12 protein-coding genes are annotated in these 14,198 nt (G+C 71.5%); 5 read left to right on the forward strand and 7 right to left on the reverse strand.

All coding sequences use genetic code 11. The annotated features are described in order from the left end of the window. Window positions 1-663: 663 nt before the first annotated feature. A complete protein-coding gene (locus ACFZDE_RS06780; protein ID WP_391198062.1) occupies window positions 664-960 on the reverse strand; it encodes a hypothetical protein in 297 nt (98 codons plus the stop codon). 592 nt (window positions 961-1,552) lie between these two features. Next, a complete protein-coding gene (locus ACFZDE_RS06785; protein ID WP_391198064.1) occupies window positions 1,553-1,831 on the reverse strand; it encodes a hypothetical protein in 279 nt (92 codons plus the stop codon). A 79-nt stretch (window positions 1,832-1,910) separates the two neighbouring features. On the opposite strand from ACFZDE_RS06785, the gene ACFZDE_RS06790 reads away from it, so the two are divergent. The 4 genes from ACFZDE_RS06790 to ACFZDE_RS06805 all read left to right on the forward strand — a co-directional run bounded on the left by ACFZDE_RS06790 (window position 1,911) and on the right by ACFZDE_RS06805 (window position 5,751). After that, a complete protein-coding gene (locus ACFZDE_RS06790; protein ID WP_391198065.1) occupies window positions 1,911-2,666 on the forward strand; it encodes a UTRA domain-containing protein in 756 nt (251 codons plus the stop codon). 335 nt (window positions 2,667-3,001) lie between these two features. Then, window positions 3,002-4,666: an energy-dependent translational throttle protein EttA gene (gene ettA, locus ACFZDE_RS06795; RefSeq protein ID WP_391005907.1), complete on the forward strand. Its 1,665-nt coding sequence runs from the start codon at window positions 3,002-3,004 to the stop codon at window positions 4,664-4,666. A gap of 6 nt (window positions 4,667-4,672) precedes the next feature. Further along, window positions 4,673-5,086 (forward strand): thioesterase family protein, encoded by a 414-nt coding sequence (locus ACFZDE_RS06800; protein WP_391005910.1) that lies wholly within the window; start codon window positions 4,673-4,675, stop codon window positions 5,084-5,086. Beyond that, a complete protein-coding gene (locus ACFZDE_RS06805; protein WP_391005913.1) occupies window positions 5,083-5,751 on the forward strand; it encodes a hypothetical protein in 669 nt (222 codons plus the stop codon). The genes ACFZDE_RS06800 and ACFZDE_RS06805 overlap by 4 nt, the downstream gene beginning before the upstream one ends. Window positions 5,752-5,769: 18 nt before the next feature. Here ACFZDE_RS06805 and ACFZDE_RS06810 read toward each other — a convergent pair whose 3' ends face one another. Further along, window positions 5,770-6,183, reverse strand: coding sequence for a globin (locus ACFZDE_RS06810; RefSeq protein ID WP_189588835.1), 414 nt, complete (start codon window positions 6,181-6,183; stop codon window positions 5,770-5,772). A 79-nt stretch (window positions 6,184-6,262) separates the two neighbouring features. Between ACFZDE_RS06810 and ACFZDE_RS06815 the strand changes: the two genes are divergently transcribed. Continuing rightward, window positions 6,263-7,246: a methyltransferase domain-containing protein gene (locus ACFZDE_RS06815; protein ID WP_391198068.1), complete on the forward strand. Its 984-nt coding sequence runs from the start codon at window positions 6,263-6,265 to the stop codon at window positions 7,244-7,246. 52 nt (window positions 7,247-7,298) lie between these two features. Here ACFZDE_RS06815 and ACFZDE_RS06820 read toward each other — a convergent pair whose 3' ends face one another. The 4 genes from ACFZDE_RS06820 to ACFZDE_RS06835 form a co-directional block, all read right to left on the reverse strand. Further along, window positions 7,299-8,759: an FHA domain-containing protein gene (locus tag ACFZDE_RS06820; protein WP_391198070.1), complete on the reverse strand. Its 1,461-nt coding sequence runs from the start codon at window positions 8,757-8,759 to the stop codon at window positions 7,299-7,301. A 32-nt stretch (window positions 8,760-8,791) separates the two neighbouring features. Continuing rightward, on the reverse strand, window positions 8,792-10,138 hold the full coding sequence (locus ACFZDE_RS06825) for a VWA domain-containing protein (protein WP_391198072.1): 1,347 nt from the start codon (window positions 10,136-10,138) through the stop codon (window positions 8,792-8,794). Window positions 10,139-10,238: 100 nt separating this feature from the next. Continuing rightward, a complete protein-coding gene (locus ACFZDE_RS06830; RefSeq protein ID WP_391198074.1) occupies window positions 10,239-11,648 on the reverse strand; it encodes a protein phosphatase 2C domain-containing protein in 1,410 nt (469 codons plus the stop codon). A 3-nt stretch (window positions 11,649-11,651) separates the two neighbouring features. Continuing rightward, window positions 11,652-14,192 carry a tetratricopeptide repeat protein gene (locus tag ACFZDE_RS06835; protein ID WP_391198077.1) on the reverse strand — a complete coding sequence of 847 codons (2,541 nt, stop codon included), beginning with the start codon at window positions 14,190-14,192 and terminating at the stop codon, window positions 11,652-11,654. Window positions 14,193-14,198 lie beyond the last annotated feature (6 nt).

Genomic DNA, 14,198 nt, shown 5'->3' on the forward strand with positions numbered 1-14,198 from the left:
AGGAGCATCATCACTGTCTGATTCTCAACCCTTTGATCTGCCATGTGCTCTGCTCGCGGGCAGCGGGGGCGGTACATCGGGTGGCTGACGGTGACCCCTCGCCGCCGAACGCAAAACCCCGGATCTCCCAAGCCAAACTGGGCCTCGAGGATGCGCCTCACAGCCTCGATCGCCCAGCAGCCGGCCGCTCCAGGGCGTGTCGTCACGTTCTCAACGATGCGTGAACTGGGTCAGGCGTGAGCCACTGCCAATCTGGAACCGAGGCGCCACAGGTAGTTCGCGCCAGCGGGTTCGACTCATAGGGCCGTAGCGCAACCGGTATGACCGCCAGCGACCGATCCACATAGAGCTACGGAGTCAGAATGTTGCTGACATCCACGGCTGACATCAACGCCGCCGGACGGGGGCGCACACCAGCGACTCCGTCCGGCCGTCGCACCAGTCGATGGCAGTAGCCGGAGCGGGCCCGGCTCGAACTCGCAATGCGGTGCTCACGCACGAGCGCCCTCCCAGGCCGTCCTCGGGCCGTGGAAGGGCGCTCAATGGTCACCAACGTCGACAGGTGTTGACAGTTCGGCAGCAGGTCAAGACGTCGACCGATAAGACGGCCACAGGTCACGGCCGCCGATGATCAGTTGTGGCTGTACAGCAGCACAGGCCATCTCAGGGGCACCCAGGCGCGACGTGACCCCGTCCGCGGCTCGTCGCCACACGTAGCACGTCTCGCAGTGCGCTGGTCAACTGAGCCGCAAGAAGGTTCAGCTCCTCCGGGTCTTCGGTCTCGTCGTCGAGTACCTGGCGCGAGTGCTCCAGCAGTTGGGACGCCATGCCGAGTTGGAACGCCTCGATGTGGTCCGCCAGGCGGGAGACGTAGCCGCCTTGGTCATCGGTGCTCAGGTAGCACGGCTTGCCGTTCGGCCCTGCCCACGGGAGAAGCCGCAATTCGTCCTGCGTCGTCATCCCTGCGTGCGCCTTTCGGTGATCTCGACGTTCGGTGCGGGCGTGTCGGTGGATGCCGAGTCGCTCACCGCCTTACTCCCGGGCCTGGGCTGACCGGGTGCCGAGTGGCACAGACAGTCGCAGGCCTCGTAGATCAAGGGCAGGTCGACTGGCGCCGACTCCGGAGAGGACTCCGCACAAGCTTGGTGCGTGCCGATCTGGCAAGCGGTCGAGCGGTACGAGGTGGCCGAGGTATCCCGGCCAAGAGTCTGCCGCTGCGAGGGCATCAGTGAACCCCCAGGAGAGTCGACCAGGCGTCGGTCGGCAGTTGGGGAGCGATGACGACCGTCGGGTGTCGTCGTGCGCGTTCTTCGTGCGCCAGTACGTACGGACGGACCAATGCGGTGTCCTCGCCTCTGAGTAACGGCCATTGACTCGCCTTGTCGAGGGTCTGGCCCAGGACGACCGTCGCCTCGTCAGCGGATGCAGAGGAAGCGCGGACGGACCTCGGCCGGGAAGGCCGTAAGGAGCGACGATGCCTGCCCTTGGGGAAGTACCGCGCTCTGGTGAGCGAGGCGGCACGGCGGATACGGTTGAGCACGCTGGTCAGCTCCTATCGCTGATGGCTCGGTCCCCCGACATCGCCCGTCGTGGGGACCGCTTTGTGTACGACCGCCCAGAGGGTGCGGTCGTTCAGGCTGGTGGCGAGGAGTCCGAACCGATCGGCTTCAGCCACCGCCTCCAGGGCCTCCCGCCATAAGTCGGCGGTGAGTGATTCCGGTACCTCCGCCTCGATCGACGTGTGCCGGTCGTGCTCCTCCACACGCGCGGGAAGCCCGAGGCCGGACAGCCGGGCAGCGATGGCTGCCGCACGAACTCCCGAAGCGGGCACAGGGCGGCCTCCGTTAACCAGCGATCACTTTGAGTAAAGCTAGTTAACTAGATTAGAGCTAGTGGACTAGATTTTCCATATGCCTGAGCAGCCGCCCTACCTCCGCATCGCCGACGAACTCCGGCGGCGGATCGCGGAGCACGTGTGGGAGCCGGGGGACCGGCTGCCCTCCCGTGCCCAGATCGGTCAGGAGTGCGGCGTGGGCGAGAACGTGGTTCGCCGGGCGCAGGAGCTGCTGATCTCCCAGGGCGTGCTGGAAGGTCGCGCCGGATCGGGGACCTATGTCGCCGAGCCCCGGCAACGGGTGCGGGTCGTCCGGTCGTCTGCGCGCGAGCAGCCTGAGAAGTCGCCCTTCCGTGCGGACATGAAGGCCCTGGGCAAGCAGGGCGACTGGGAGAGCAGGACCGACGCCAAGGTGCCAGCTCCGGCCGACATCGCTACGCGGCTGGGCATCGCGGAGGGCGATCTCTGCGTCAGGACGTCGTACGAGTTCCTGGCCGACGGCAGGCCGGTGCAGCTGTCGACGAGTTGGGAGCCGTACGACCTCACCGCAGGCACTCTCGTCGTTCTCCCCGAGGGAGGCCCCCACGCCGGGGCCGGTGTCGTGAACCGCATGGCCGCGATCGGTGTCACCGTCAGCCACGCCGTGGAACAGCCGGAGCCGCGACAGGCGACCGCCGAGGAGGCCTCTCTTCTGGGCATCCAGAAGGCCGCACTCGTCACACACATCCGGCGGACGTACTACAGCGACCAGGGGCGACCCGTCGAGACAGCGGACATCGTCGTGCCCGCCGCTCACTGCGAGATCGTCTACGAGATCCCGATCAACCGGTAGGCGCAGGCTTTCGCGCGGGCGGGCTGTGCCGCTGCTTCGATGCGTCCACCTCTTGCAAGCGGTGAGGGCGGTCAGCCCTGCCGTTCGCGTCGTGACGGTGGCCCAATCCCGTACAGCGCTGCCATTGAGTGATCATCCTTGGGCCGTCTCTGGGCCGTGCGAGGGCGCCCGAGGCCGACCAACGGCGACCGACAGTGACAGGCGAGTCCAAGCCGCCCACCACGAACCCCCAGGTCACAGCCCCCTACTCATACGCGTTTCCACCCAGCCCTGGCGGTACGGCAAGATGGGGTGTATCTGCCCACTGCCAGTTTCAAGCTGCCGGACGGTTTCTCTTGGCTGAGTTCATTTACACCATGCGCAAGGCGCGCAAAGCGCACGGCGACAAGGTGATCCTCGACGACGTGACGACCAGCTTCCTGCCGGGGGCGAAGATCGGCGTCGTCGGCCCGAACGGCGCCGGCAAGTCGACGATCCTGAAGATCATGGCCGGCATCGAGCAGCCGTCCAACGGTGACGCCTTCCTCACGCCCGGTTACACGGTCGGCATCCTGCTCCAGGAGCCCCCGCTGACCGAGGACAAGACCGTCCTGGAGAACGTCCAGGAGGGTGTCGCCGGGATCAAGGGCAAGCTCGACCGGTTCAACGAGATCGCCGAGCAGATGGCGACCGACTACACCGACGAGCTCATGGAGGAGATGGGCAAGCTCCAGGAGGACCTGGACCACGCCAACGCGTGGGACCTGGACGCCCAGCTGGAGCAGGCCATGGACGCCCTGGGCTGCCCGCCCGGCGACTGGCCCGTCACCAACCTCTCCGGTGGTGAGCGCCGCCGCGTCGCGCTGTGCAAGCTGCTGCTGGAGCAGCCCGACCTGCTGCTGCTCGACGAGCCCACCAACCACCTCGACGCCGAGTCGGTGAACTGGCTGGAGCAGCACCTGGCGAAGTACCCGGGCACCGTCGTCGCGGTCACCCACGACCGGTACTTCCTCGACAACGTCGCCCAGTGGATCTGCGAGGTCGACCGCGGTCGCCTCTACCCCTACGAGGGCAACTACTCCAAGTACCTCGAGACCAAGGCCGCCCGCCTCAAGGTCGAGGGCCAGAAGGACGCCAAGCGGCAGAAGCGGCTCAAGGACGAGCTGGAGTGGGTGCGCTCCAACGCCAAGGGGCGCCAGGCCAAGTCCAAGGCGCGTCTGGCCCGCTACGAGGAGATGGCCGCCGAGGCCGACAAGATGCGGAAGCTGGACTTCGAGGAGATCCAGATCCCGCCGGGCCCGCGCCTGGGCAACGTCGTCGTCGAGGTCAGCAACCTCACCAAGGGCTTCGGCGAGAAGCTGCTCATCGACGACCTCAGCTTCACGCTGCCGCGCAACGGCATCGTCGGGATCATCGGCCCGAACGGCGCAGGCAAGACCACCCTGTTCAAGATGATCCAGGGCATCGAGGAGCCGGACTCCGGCGCCATCAAGGTCGGCGACACCGTCAAGATCTCCTACGTCGACCAGAGCCGCGAGAACATCGACCCGAAGAAGACGCTGTGGGCCGTCGTGAGCGACGAGCTCGACTACATCAACGTCGGCCAGGTCGAGATGCCGAGCCGGGCGTACGTCTCGGCCTTCGGGTTCAAGGGCCCGGACCAGCAGAAGCCGGCCGGCGTGCTCTCCGGCGGTGAGCGCAACCGGCTGAACCTCGCGCTCACCCTCAAGCAGGGCGGCAACCTGCTGCTCCTCGACGAGCCGACCAATGACCTCGACGTCGAGACCCTCTCCAGCCTGGAGAACGCGCTGCTGGAGTTCCCCGGCTGCGCCGTGGTCGTCTCCCACGACCGGTGGTTCCTGGACCGGGTCGCCACGCACATCCTCGCCTACGAGGGCGAGTCCAGGTGGTTCTGGTTCGAGGGCAACTTCGAGTCGTACGAGAAGAACAAGATCGAGCGGCTCGGTGCGGACGCCGCCCGTCCGCACCGCGCCACCTACAAGAAGCTGACCCGGGGCTGATCGATCTTGCGGCACCTCTACCGCTGCCCACTGCGCTGGGCGGACATGGACGCGTACGGCCACGTCAACAACGTGGTGTTCCTCCGCTACCTGGAGGAAGCCCGTATCGACTTCCTGTTCCGCCCGGAGAAGGACTTCAAGCAGGGGTCCGTGGTGGCACGCCATGAGATCGACTACAAGCGCCAGCTCGTCCACCGGCACCATCCGGTGGACATCGAGCTGTGGGTCACCGAGATAAGGGCCGCGTCCTTCACCCTCACCTACGAGGTGAAGGACGACGACCAGGTCTATGTGCGGGCCTCGACGGTGATCGTGCCGTTCGACTTCGAGGCGCAGCGCCCGCGCCGGATCACCGCGGAGGAGCGGGAGTTCCTCAGCGCGTACACGGATGACGCCGAGGAGGAGGCCGTCGCCGCATGACGGTGCTCCACCTCGCCGACGAGGGGGAGGCGGCGGATCTCGCGGCCTTCCTCTCCCGGCTGCTCCACTACGACCGTGGGGCGGCCGTGCGTCTTCAGGCCGCCGGCACCGCACTCGCCGTCTTCGGGCGGCCGCCCTCCTTCGAGGTGCTCGCCGTGCGGGCGGTGCGGCTGGCGAAGCCGTACGAGAAGGGTCTTGAGGCCACGCTGGACGTGACCGTGTCCGCCGGTGAGTTCCTGGAGACGGTGGACGAGAAGGCCGGCACGGCGCTCGTGCCGGGCGCGGTGACCGGGCCGCCGTGGGCGGGTGTGCTGCCGCCCCGCGGGGGCTGGCGCTCCGAGCCGGGGCTTCCCGCGCCGGACGCCCTGCGGTCGCTGGTCGCGGCCGTCGTCACCGAATTCCGGTCCCGTACGCAGGAGTTGCCCGCCGAGCGGCGGACCCGGGCCGAGCTGGACCGGATCGGCGCGGACATCTGGTCCCGCACGGTCGGGGACACCCGGCTGCCCGTCCGGGCCGTGCACGCGGCGCAGTCCCTTGGCTTCCTGCGGCCCGGGGTGCCGCTGGGGCTGCTCTCGTCGGGCCCGTGGCTGCGGCTGCGCACGCCGTACGGATCCATCGCCGTACGACGTGCCGGGCTCGGGGCGCTGGACGTCAGCGTGCGCTGACCTGGCCCTCGACGGCCCTCAGCCCTCGGTGTTGACCATCGAGGCCGCCGCGTACGTCAGGTACTTCCACAGCGTGTGCTCGTGCTCCTCGGACAGTCCGAGTTCGTCGACGGCGACCCGCATGTGCTTCAGCCACGCGTCGTGCGCCGCGCGATCGACCGCGAAGGGCGCGTGCCGCATCCGCAGCCGGGGGTGGCCGCGGTTGTCGCTGTACGTCGTGGGGCCGCCCCAGTACTGGATGAGGAACAGCACGAGGCGCTCCTCGGCCGGGCCCAGGTCCTCCTCGGGGTACATGGGCCGCAGCAGCGGATCCTCGGCGACTCCCTCGTAGAAACGGTGGACGAGCCGACGGAAGGTCTCCTCCCCGCCGACCTGCTCGTAGAAGGTCTGCTCCTGAAGCGTGCCGCGCCGAATCTCATTCACGCGATCCATGGTCTCAGACGCCCCGGCATAGGACTCAAGACCTAGGACCCCGCCGCTGTTGACAGGGTCCTGCCCCTACTGTGGAGACATGGGCGGTGACGCACCCGGCAAGGAGCTCGACGGTCTCGCCGCCGCCGCGCGGGCGGAACTGGTGCGGCGGATCGAGGCGAGCGGAGCCCTGGACGCCGATCCGGGCTGGCGGGAGGCCTTCGCGACGGTCCCGCGGCACCTCTTCGTGCCGTACTACTACGTCGGCGTCGCCGGTGGCTATGAGCGGCGCTGGGGCGAGAGCACCGGCCCCGAGGCGCGGGAGCGGTGGCTGCGGGGCGCCTACGAGGACACCCCGCTGGCCACCCGGCTGCGCGACGGCGAGCTGCTGTCCTCCAGCAGCCAGCCCTCCCTGATGGCGGACATGCTGGCCGCGCTGGACGTCACGGAGGGCCACACGGTCCTGGAGATCGGCGCCGGCACCGGCTACAACGCGGCGCTGCTGGCCCACCGGCTGGGCGACGACAAGGTCACCACCGTCGATCTCGACCCGGAGATCACCGAGTCGGCCCGCCGGCACCTGGCCGCGGCCGGGTACCACCCGGTGGTGGTGACCGGTGACGGTGCCCGGGGTGTGCCGCGGCGGGCGCCGTTCGACCGGATCATCGCCACCTGCGCGCTGGGCGGCGTCCCGCACGCCTGGGTCGCCCAGGTCCGTCCGGGCGGCCGGATCCTCATGCCGCTCGCCACCGGCCTGATCGTGCTCACGGTGACCGGGGCCGGACAGGCCGAGGGACGGTTCCTGCACACGCCCGCCTACTTCGTGCCGCTGCGCGGCGCGGGCCGGCCCGGCGGTGAGCCGGTCCAGCTGGGCGGGGTGCCGCACCGGGCGCGGGAGGACGACCAGTTCCGGTTCCTGCTGGCCCTCACCCGCGGAGGCCTCGACCCGCAGGAGGCGCACGCGCTCTGGGAGCAGGAGGGCAGGCCGCGGCGCGAGCGCTACGGCATCACCGTCAGCGGGGACAGGGCGTGGGCGTGGCTGGACGACCCGGAGGGGCCGTACGCCTGGCCCCTCCCGTCGTGAATGGCCCCCCGGCGGTCTCCTGTTGTCGTGAAGGGCCCTCCGTCGAGGCGGGTCAGCCGCGGTGGATCGTGATCGTCGTCCAGGCGCCCACGTGCACCCGGTCGCCGTCCTGGAGCGGTACGGGCACGAACGGCTGGATCGGTTCCTCCGAGCCGTTGACCGTCGTGCCGTTCGTCGAGTTCTGGTCGACGACCGCCCAGCTGCCGTCCGGCTGCTGGACCAGCACGGCGTGCTGGTGCGAGACGCCCGGGTCCTCCGGCGGCGTCGACAGGTCGATGTCGGGGGTGTCGCCGGTGGAGTGCCGGCGGCGGCCGATGGTGAGCTGGTTGCCGGTGAGCGTGCGCTGCTGCTCGGGCGAGTACGCGGGCAGGTTCAGCCCCGCGGCCTCGGGGCCGGAGCGGTGCATCATCGCCATGAAGTAGTCGCGGTCCGGGCCGATGGTCGCGGTCCACGTCGCGGGTCCCTGCGGCGCCTGGGGCTGCTGGGGGAAGCCGCCGGGGCCGGGCGGGGCCTGGGTCGCGCCCGGCTGCGGGTAGCCGTAACCGCCCTGACCGGGACCGCCGGGGCCACCGTGGCCGCCGGGGCCGGACGTCGGCGGGGAGATCACCCAGTCGTCGTCACCGCCGCCGAAGGACGGGCCGCCCTGCTGCGGAGGCCGCTGGGTCTCCTGCGGGAACCCGGGCGGGGCGGGCGGGCCGGACTGGTGGAAGGCCTGCGGAGCACCGGGACCGCCGGGACCACCGGGGCCACCGGGGCCTCCAGGACCCCCCGGGCCACCGTGCCCACCGGGGCCGGGCGGGGGCGGGACCGGCCGCGAGGGGTCGGCACCGAAGCCGCCGGGGCCACCGGGACCGCCGGGACCTCCCGGGCCGGCAGGTCCGCCGAAGCCACCGGGGCCACCAGGGCCACCAGGGCCGCCGGGCCCGGGCGAGGTCGGGGCCGGGCCGGACTGCGGGTAGCCGTAGCCGCCACCCTGCGGGCCACCGGGGCCGCCGGGACCTCCCGGGCCGGGGCGGCCGGACGGGTCGCCGCCGAACGGCGGGATCGGCTCCGCCGGACGGTTCATCTGTGACGGACGGGACCCCTGGTACTCGTACGAGTCACCGCCGCCGTACGACGGGCCGGGAGGCGGGCCGCCCTGCCCTCCCGGTGGCTGGAAACGCCCGCCCGGGCCGGGCGGCGGGGCCGCGGGGGTGTACGACGTCGCCGTGTTCGTGAGGAAGTTCCACCGGCACTCCTCGCAGAACGGCGCGCCGCCCTCACGCGGCGTACGGCACTGCGGGCAGAGCTCCGGCTCGGCGTTCGGCACGGCGGACAGGTGCGGCGGGCGTCCGCCGGGCTGGCCGCCGGGGCCCTGCGGGCCGGGGCCACCCTGGCCGGCGGGGGGCGGGAAGCCGTAGCCGCCGGGGGGCGGCGGGGGAGGAGGCGGAGGCACGGCACCCGCCATGCGGTGACCGCAGACCTCGCACCAGTCGTCGGAACCCGACTGGTGTCCGTTCGGGCAGGTCGGCATGTCGGCGCGTCCCTCCTTCGATCTCTTCCAGGTCACTTCTTGACGCGAACGGTCTTGGTGGAACGAGTTTCGAGCGTCATCTCGTCAGCCTCCGCGACCTTCGCCTTCAGTCGCACAGTACCGGTCGCGGCGTCGACCACGTCCACCACCTTCGCAAGCAGTTTCGCAGTATCGGCGTTGCCGGAGGCACTCGCGAGCTGAACGGCCCGGCCCAGTTTGGCCGTCGCTCCATCCATATCGCCCGACTTGCGAAGATCCAGCCCCTGTTGGATGACTTGTGCCAGTTCGGCTTGCCCGGTGTAGTGGGCGACCTGAGGGTTGATCGATGTCGAGGCGACCATGTCGTCCGTCCATACGGCCCGCACCAGACCCTGCGCGCCGAGGTTCTGGACGCTGCCGTCGGGCTGCGGAATGACCAGGGAGATCCGGCCGGCCAGCATCTCCTGCCCGATGTTCGCCACCGGGACCTCGACGCAGACGTGGTAGTCACGGGACTCGTCTCCCCAGGAACCAAGGGGGTAGTCGCCGGCGCGCGGACCCGCCTCGGTGCGCCGGCCGGTCAGGTCCTCCACCGTGGGGGCGACCTGCTTGACGAATCTCACGGTCGTGTCGACCGGGGTCCACAGCCGCAGGGAGACGTCCGCGACCTCCTTGCCCATCGCCGTCTCCATCATCCGCGTGAAGTCGGCGGCGAGTCCGGCCGGATCGGCGACGATGTCGGCGGTGCCGAGCAGGGCGGAAGCGATCGCTGTGACTTCTTTCACTTCCCAGTCCGTGCCCACGCCGCGCGCGTCACAGGTGAAGCGCCCGGCGCACGCGTCGAGCGCGGCCTTGAGGTCCTCGGGTGACTCGTGCTCGTTGCGGCCGTCGGTGAGCAGGATGCCGTGCCGGATCGCGACGTCCGCGGACGACAGCAGGCGGTCGGCCAGTTTCAGCCAGGTGCCGATGGCCGTGCCGCCGCCCGCGCTCAGCGAGCGCAGTGCCTGCTTGGCCTGCCCGCGGGTGGTGGCGTCGGCGACCGCGACTTGCCCGCCGCCCGGGTAGACCTCCTTCGCCACGTGCGTCCCGCCGATCACGGCGAAGTGCACGCCGTCGCGCAGGGTGTCGATCGCCGCTGCCGTGGCGTCGCGGGCGTTGCGCATCTTGGTCGGCGGGTAGTCCATCGAACCCGAGCAGTCGACCATGATCGCCACGGCCGCGGACGGGCCCTGGCCGGGCGAGTAGAGGTGGGGCGCCGCGACCGCGCTGCCGATCGTGCCGCCACCGGTCGCCGTCACCGTGACGATGGCGTTGACCTCGCCGGCGCCCTCCGGCAGGTACTCGTTCTGGTAGACGTCCACCGAGAACTGGGGCACGTTCGACTTCGAGAAATTGGCCATGCCTGCTTCGATCCCCCTCCAAAGCCCCCGCCGCGGCGGGGTGATGACGGTGGGCGGACCGGTCCCCTCCGGTCCGCCGAGGCGTCCGGCGTGCGTGGCCTCAGGCCGATCCTGCCCCCTGGGGCACGGCCGGGAACGGCACGAGCGCCACTGTTACGTTGTCGTGGCCCCCGCCGTCCAGAGCGTGGCCGAGGAGCACCCGGGCGCTGTGCAGGGGGTGCACCGCCGCGTCGAGCGGGACGACCCTGGCCATCTCCTCGGCCGCCTCCGCGTAGTTCCACAGGCCGTCGGTGCAGACCACCACCACGCCGGGGCGGTCCGGCTTGAACGCGGCGGTGTGCGGTTCCAGTTCGTAGGCGTCCGCGCCGAGCCAGCCGGTGATCGCGTGGGCGCGCTCGTCGGCGTAGGCCTCGGCCTCGTTCATCAGGCCCGCGGCGACCATCTGCGCGGCCCACGAGTCGTCCTCGGTGAGCCGGGCGGGGGGAGCGCCGCGGTCGACCGGCACCCAGTAGGCGCGGCTGTCGCCGACCCAGCCGACGATCAGCAGGCCCGACGTCACCACGGCGCCGACGATGGTGCACGCGGGGGCGTTCTGGTGGGGCGCCTGTTCGCGGGCCGTGGCGGGTTCCGCGGCGAGTGAGTTGACGGCGCGCGAGGCGGCGAGGATCGCGTCGTGCATCGCCTGCTGCGGGTGCGTGCCGCGCGGCAGGGCCGCCAGCAGCGTCTCGCCCGCCGCCTTGGCCGCCGCGGCGGAGGCGTCGTCGGGGCGGGTCGCCGAGGAGACGCCGTCGCAGACGATCGCGACGGAGGCGGGGGAGCCGTCGGGCAGCGTGGTGGTGCCGATGGCGAACGCGTCCTCGTTGCGGTGGTGGCGCAGGCCGCGGTCGCTGACCGCTGCCACCGGGCCGGACTCCTGCTCCATGTGGTCCCGTTCGCGCGGCTGGGCGTGGCCGCAGTTCTCGCAGTAGCCGTCGTCGTCCACGCGGCCGGCCCGGCAGGCGACGCAGACCTTGCCGCCGGTGCCCGCGGCCTGGGCCGCCGGCTCGGCGGACACCCGTGGGTCCGGTGCCTGGAGGAGGTACTCGTCGGGCTGTGTCTGGTAGATCTCCGGCGACGCGGCGGCCCCGTCGGGCTGCGGCGGCCGGTCGAACCGCACGCCCGCACCCGGCGGGGCGCTCGGCGGCGGGGGTGTCCCGGGCGGCAGCATGGAGCCGCCCGAGTCCGTGCCCGGCAGGTCCGTCGGCAGGTGCGCCGCCTCGGAGGAGCCCGCGCCGCCGGGCCCGGGAGCGGGCCAGGCCGCGCCGGCGGCGGGCGCCGGCGGGGGCTCGGGGTACGCACCGGCCTGCGCGCCCTGGGCGGGCACCGAGCCGTTCATGGTGATGGTCGGGTTGTCCTCCGGCCGTATCGGCACGGCGGACAGGTCGTATCCGCACGCGCCGCAGAAACGGTCACCCGACTCGAGGGGTTCCTCGCAGCTCGGGCAGGCGGACAACTGGGGCATCTGCGACATCAACTACACCCACGTCCGGGGGCGGTAACGATTGGCACGTTCCACCAGGTCGATCCTCTCCTCGCCGCCCCGCGCCAGCCGGGCCAGCATGCGGTACGAGCGTTCCAGACCGAAACGCAGGCCCCGCTCGTCCAGGCCACTGCCGAGCAGTGTCCGTCCCCCGGCGGCGGGAGGGGCGGCACCCTGGCCCCCGGAGAGTACCCAGTCGAGGGCGCAACCGAGGACTTCGGCCGACAACCGCTCCCGCCGCGCCGGATCCAGACCGTACGCCTCCAGCGCCTCGACCTGCGCCGCCGCGGCCGTCAGGTCCTCCAGGAACGGCGCGTCGGAGGCGCTCGCCGTGCGCTGCCGCAACCGCGCCCGCACCGCCGCCACCCGGGCGGCCGTGTAGTGGATGGAGGACTCCGGGACCGACTCCAGCGTCCGTACGGCCCCGCGCCGGTCCCCGGTCGCCAACTGGACGCGGGCCAGCCCGAACGCGGCGCTCACATGACTCGGGTCGGTCGCCCACACCAGCCGGTAGTACTCGGCGGCGTTGTCCAGCTGACCCAGCACCTCCGCGCACAGGCCGAGCGCCAGCTTGGGCGCGATCTCGCCCGGGAAGGCGTCGTAGATCGCGTCGAAGGCCAGGGCCGCGCCCTCGTCGTCGCCGGTCACCAGCGCGGCCAGACCCCGGTACCAGACCACCCGCCAGTCGTCGGGCCGCTCGCCCTCCAGCGCGACCAGCGTCCGCAGCGCGGCGTCCGGCTCACCGGTCTCCAGCCAGGCCCGGATCTGCCGCAGCCGGGTCTCGATCGACGGGGCGGGGGCGGCTGCCAGGGCGCCGAGCAGCTCCGCGGGGGCGGAGGTCATCAGGCCCGCCAGGAAACCCGCGTTGGGGTCGGCCGGGTCGACACGCGGGACGGGCAGGGCGAAGGCGGCGGCGGGGGTGTCGACGGGCTTGACCAGGCTCTGCGCGGACCCGGGGCGCCACGGAGGGGGCACAGCGGCGGGCGCGCCGGCCCGGGCACGCACCTCGCGCGCTCCCAGGCGGGACACCTCGCCGTCCAGCAGCGGGAACAACTCCGTGTCCGTGACCCGCAGTTCCGGTCCGAACAGCGTGGACAGGGCGGGGCGGGCGCGGCCCGTCTGCAGGGAGACGACCTCCCTCAGGACGCCCGTCAGCTGCTCGGTCATCTCCTGCGCGGAGGCGAACCGGCGCGCCGGGTCGGGATCCGTGGCCCGGACCAGGAGCCGGTAGAACGACTCGTACTGCCGGAACACCTCGATGTGGTCCGGGTCGGGCAGGGAGTCCGCGTAGACGTTGGTGTAGCCCTGGAAGTCGAACGTCATGACGGCGAGGGTGCGGGCGACGGTGTACAGGTCGCTCGCCACCGACGGGCCCACCTCGGCCACCTCGGGAGCCTGGTAGCCGACCGTGCCGTAGATGGCCGACTCCTCGTCGTCCATCCTGCGCACCGCGCCCATGTCGATCAGCTTCAGCTGGTCCTCGGCCTGGATCGCGTTGTCGACCTTGAAGTCGCAGTACAGGAGGTTCCGGCTGTGCAGGTGCGCGAGCGCCTCCAGCGCCTCGATGCCGTACGCGCAGGCCTGCTCCACCGGCAACGGGTCGCGTCTGCCCTGGGAGGTGCGGCGGGCGTTGGCGATCTCCTTGAGGGATTTGCCGCCGACGTACTCCATGACGATGTAGCCGTCGAGCGAACCGGTGCGCTGGTCCAGGTGCTCCACGAAGTTGTAGATCCGCACGATGTTGGCGTGCTCGATCTCCGCGAGGAAGCGCCGCTCGGAGATCGCCGCCGCCATCGCGTCCTGATCGCCCGTGTCCAGCAGGCCCTTGAGGACCACCCAGCGGTCCGAGACCGCCCGGTCGACGGCGAGATAGATCCAGCCGAGACCGCCGTGCGCCAGACAGCCGACCACCTCGTACTGGCCGTGCACCACGTCCCCGGCCTTCAGCTTCGGCACGAAGGAGTACGGATGACCGCACTTGGTGCAGAAACCCTCCGTACGGCCCGGCCGGTCACCGCGCGCCCGGCCCACCTGGGCGCCGCAGTCGGAGCGCGAGCAGAACCGCTTCCGCTCGGGCACCTCGGGATGGTCCAGGACCATCGCGCGCGGGTCGGGCCGCGGGATCGGCGGCACCTGCACCAGACCGGCGCCCAGCCGGCCCCGTGACCCGGAACCGGAGGCCGAGCCGGAGCTGCGCACCGACACCGAGCGGCCCGTCGACTTGCCCGACAGCGACCGGGACAGGCGCCCCGACACCGACCGCCGGGACTTCGACGACTGGGACGACGTCCGCGAACTGCGGCCGCTGGAACGGGAACTCGCGCTGCCGGCCGACCCGCCGGAGCCGCCCCCGCCCCCGGCGGTGATGCCGGTGGGAGGCGAACCGACCTTGCCGTCGGCTGCGACGACCGGGGCCAGACCGCAGGTGTCGCAGTACAGCTCGCCGCCGCCCACGTCCTCGTAGCTGCCCTCGCACGTCGGGCGCTGGCAGGTGCGCGCGGGGCCGCCCGCCGGCTCGTGCGGTGCCTGACTCATGGACTC

Origin of the sequence: Streptomyces sp. NPDC007929 (assembly GCF_042959065.1) — a bacterium.
GTDB lineage: Bacteria > Actinomycetota > Actinomycetes > Streptomycetales > Streptomycetaceae > Streptomyces.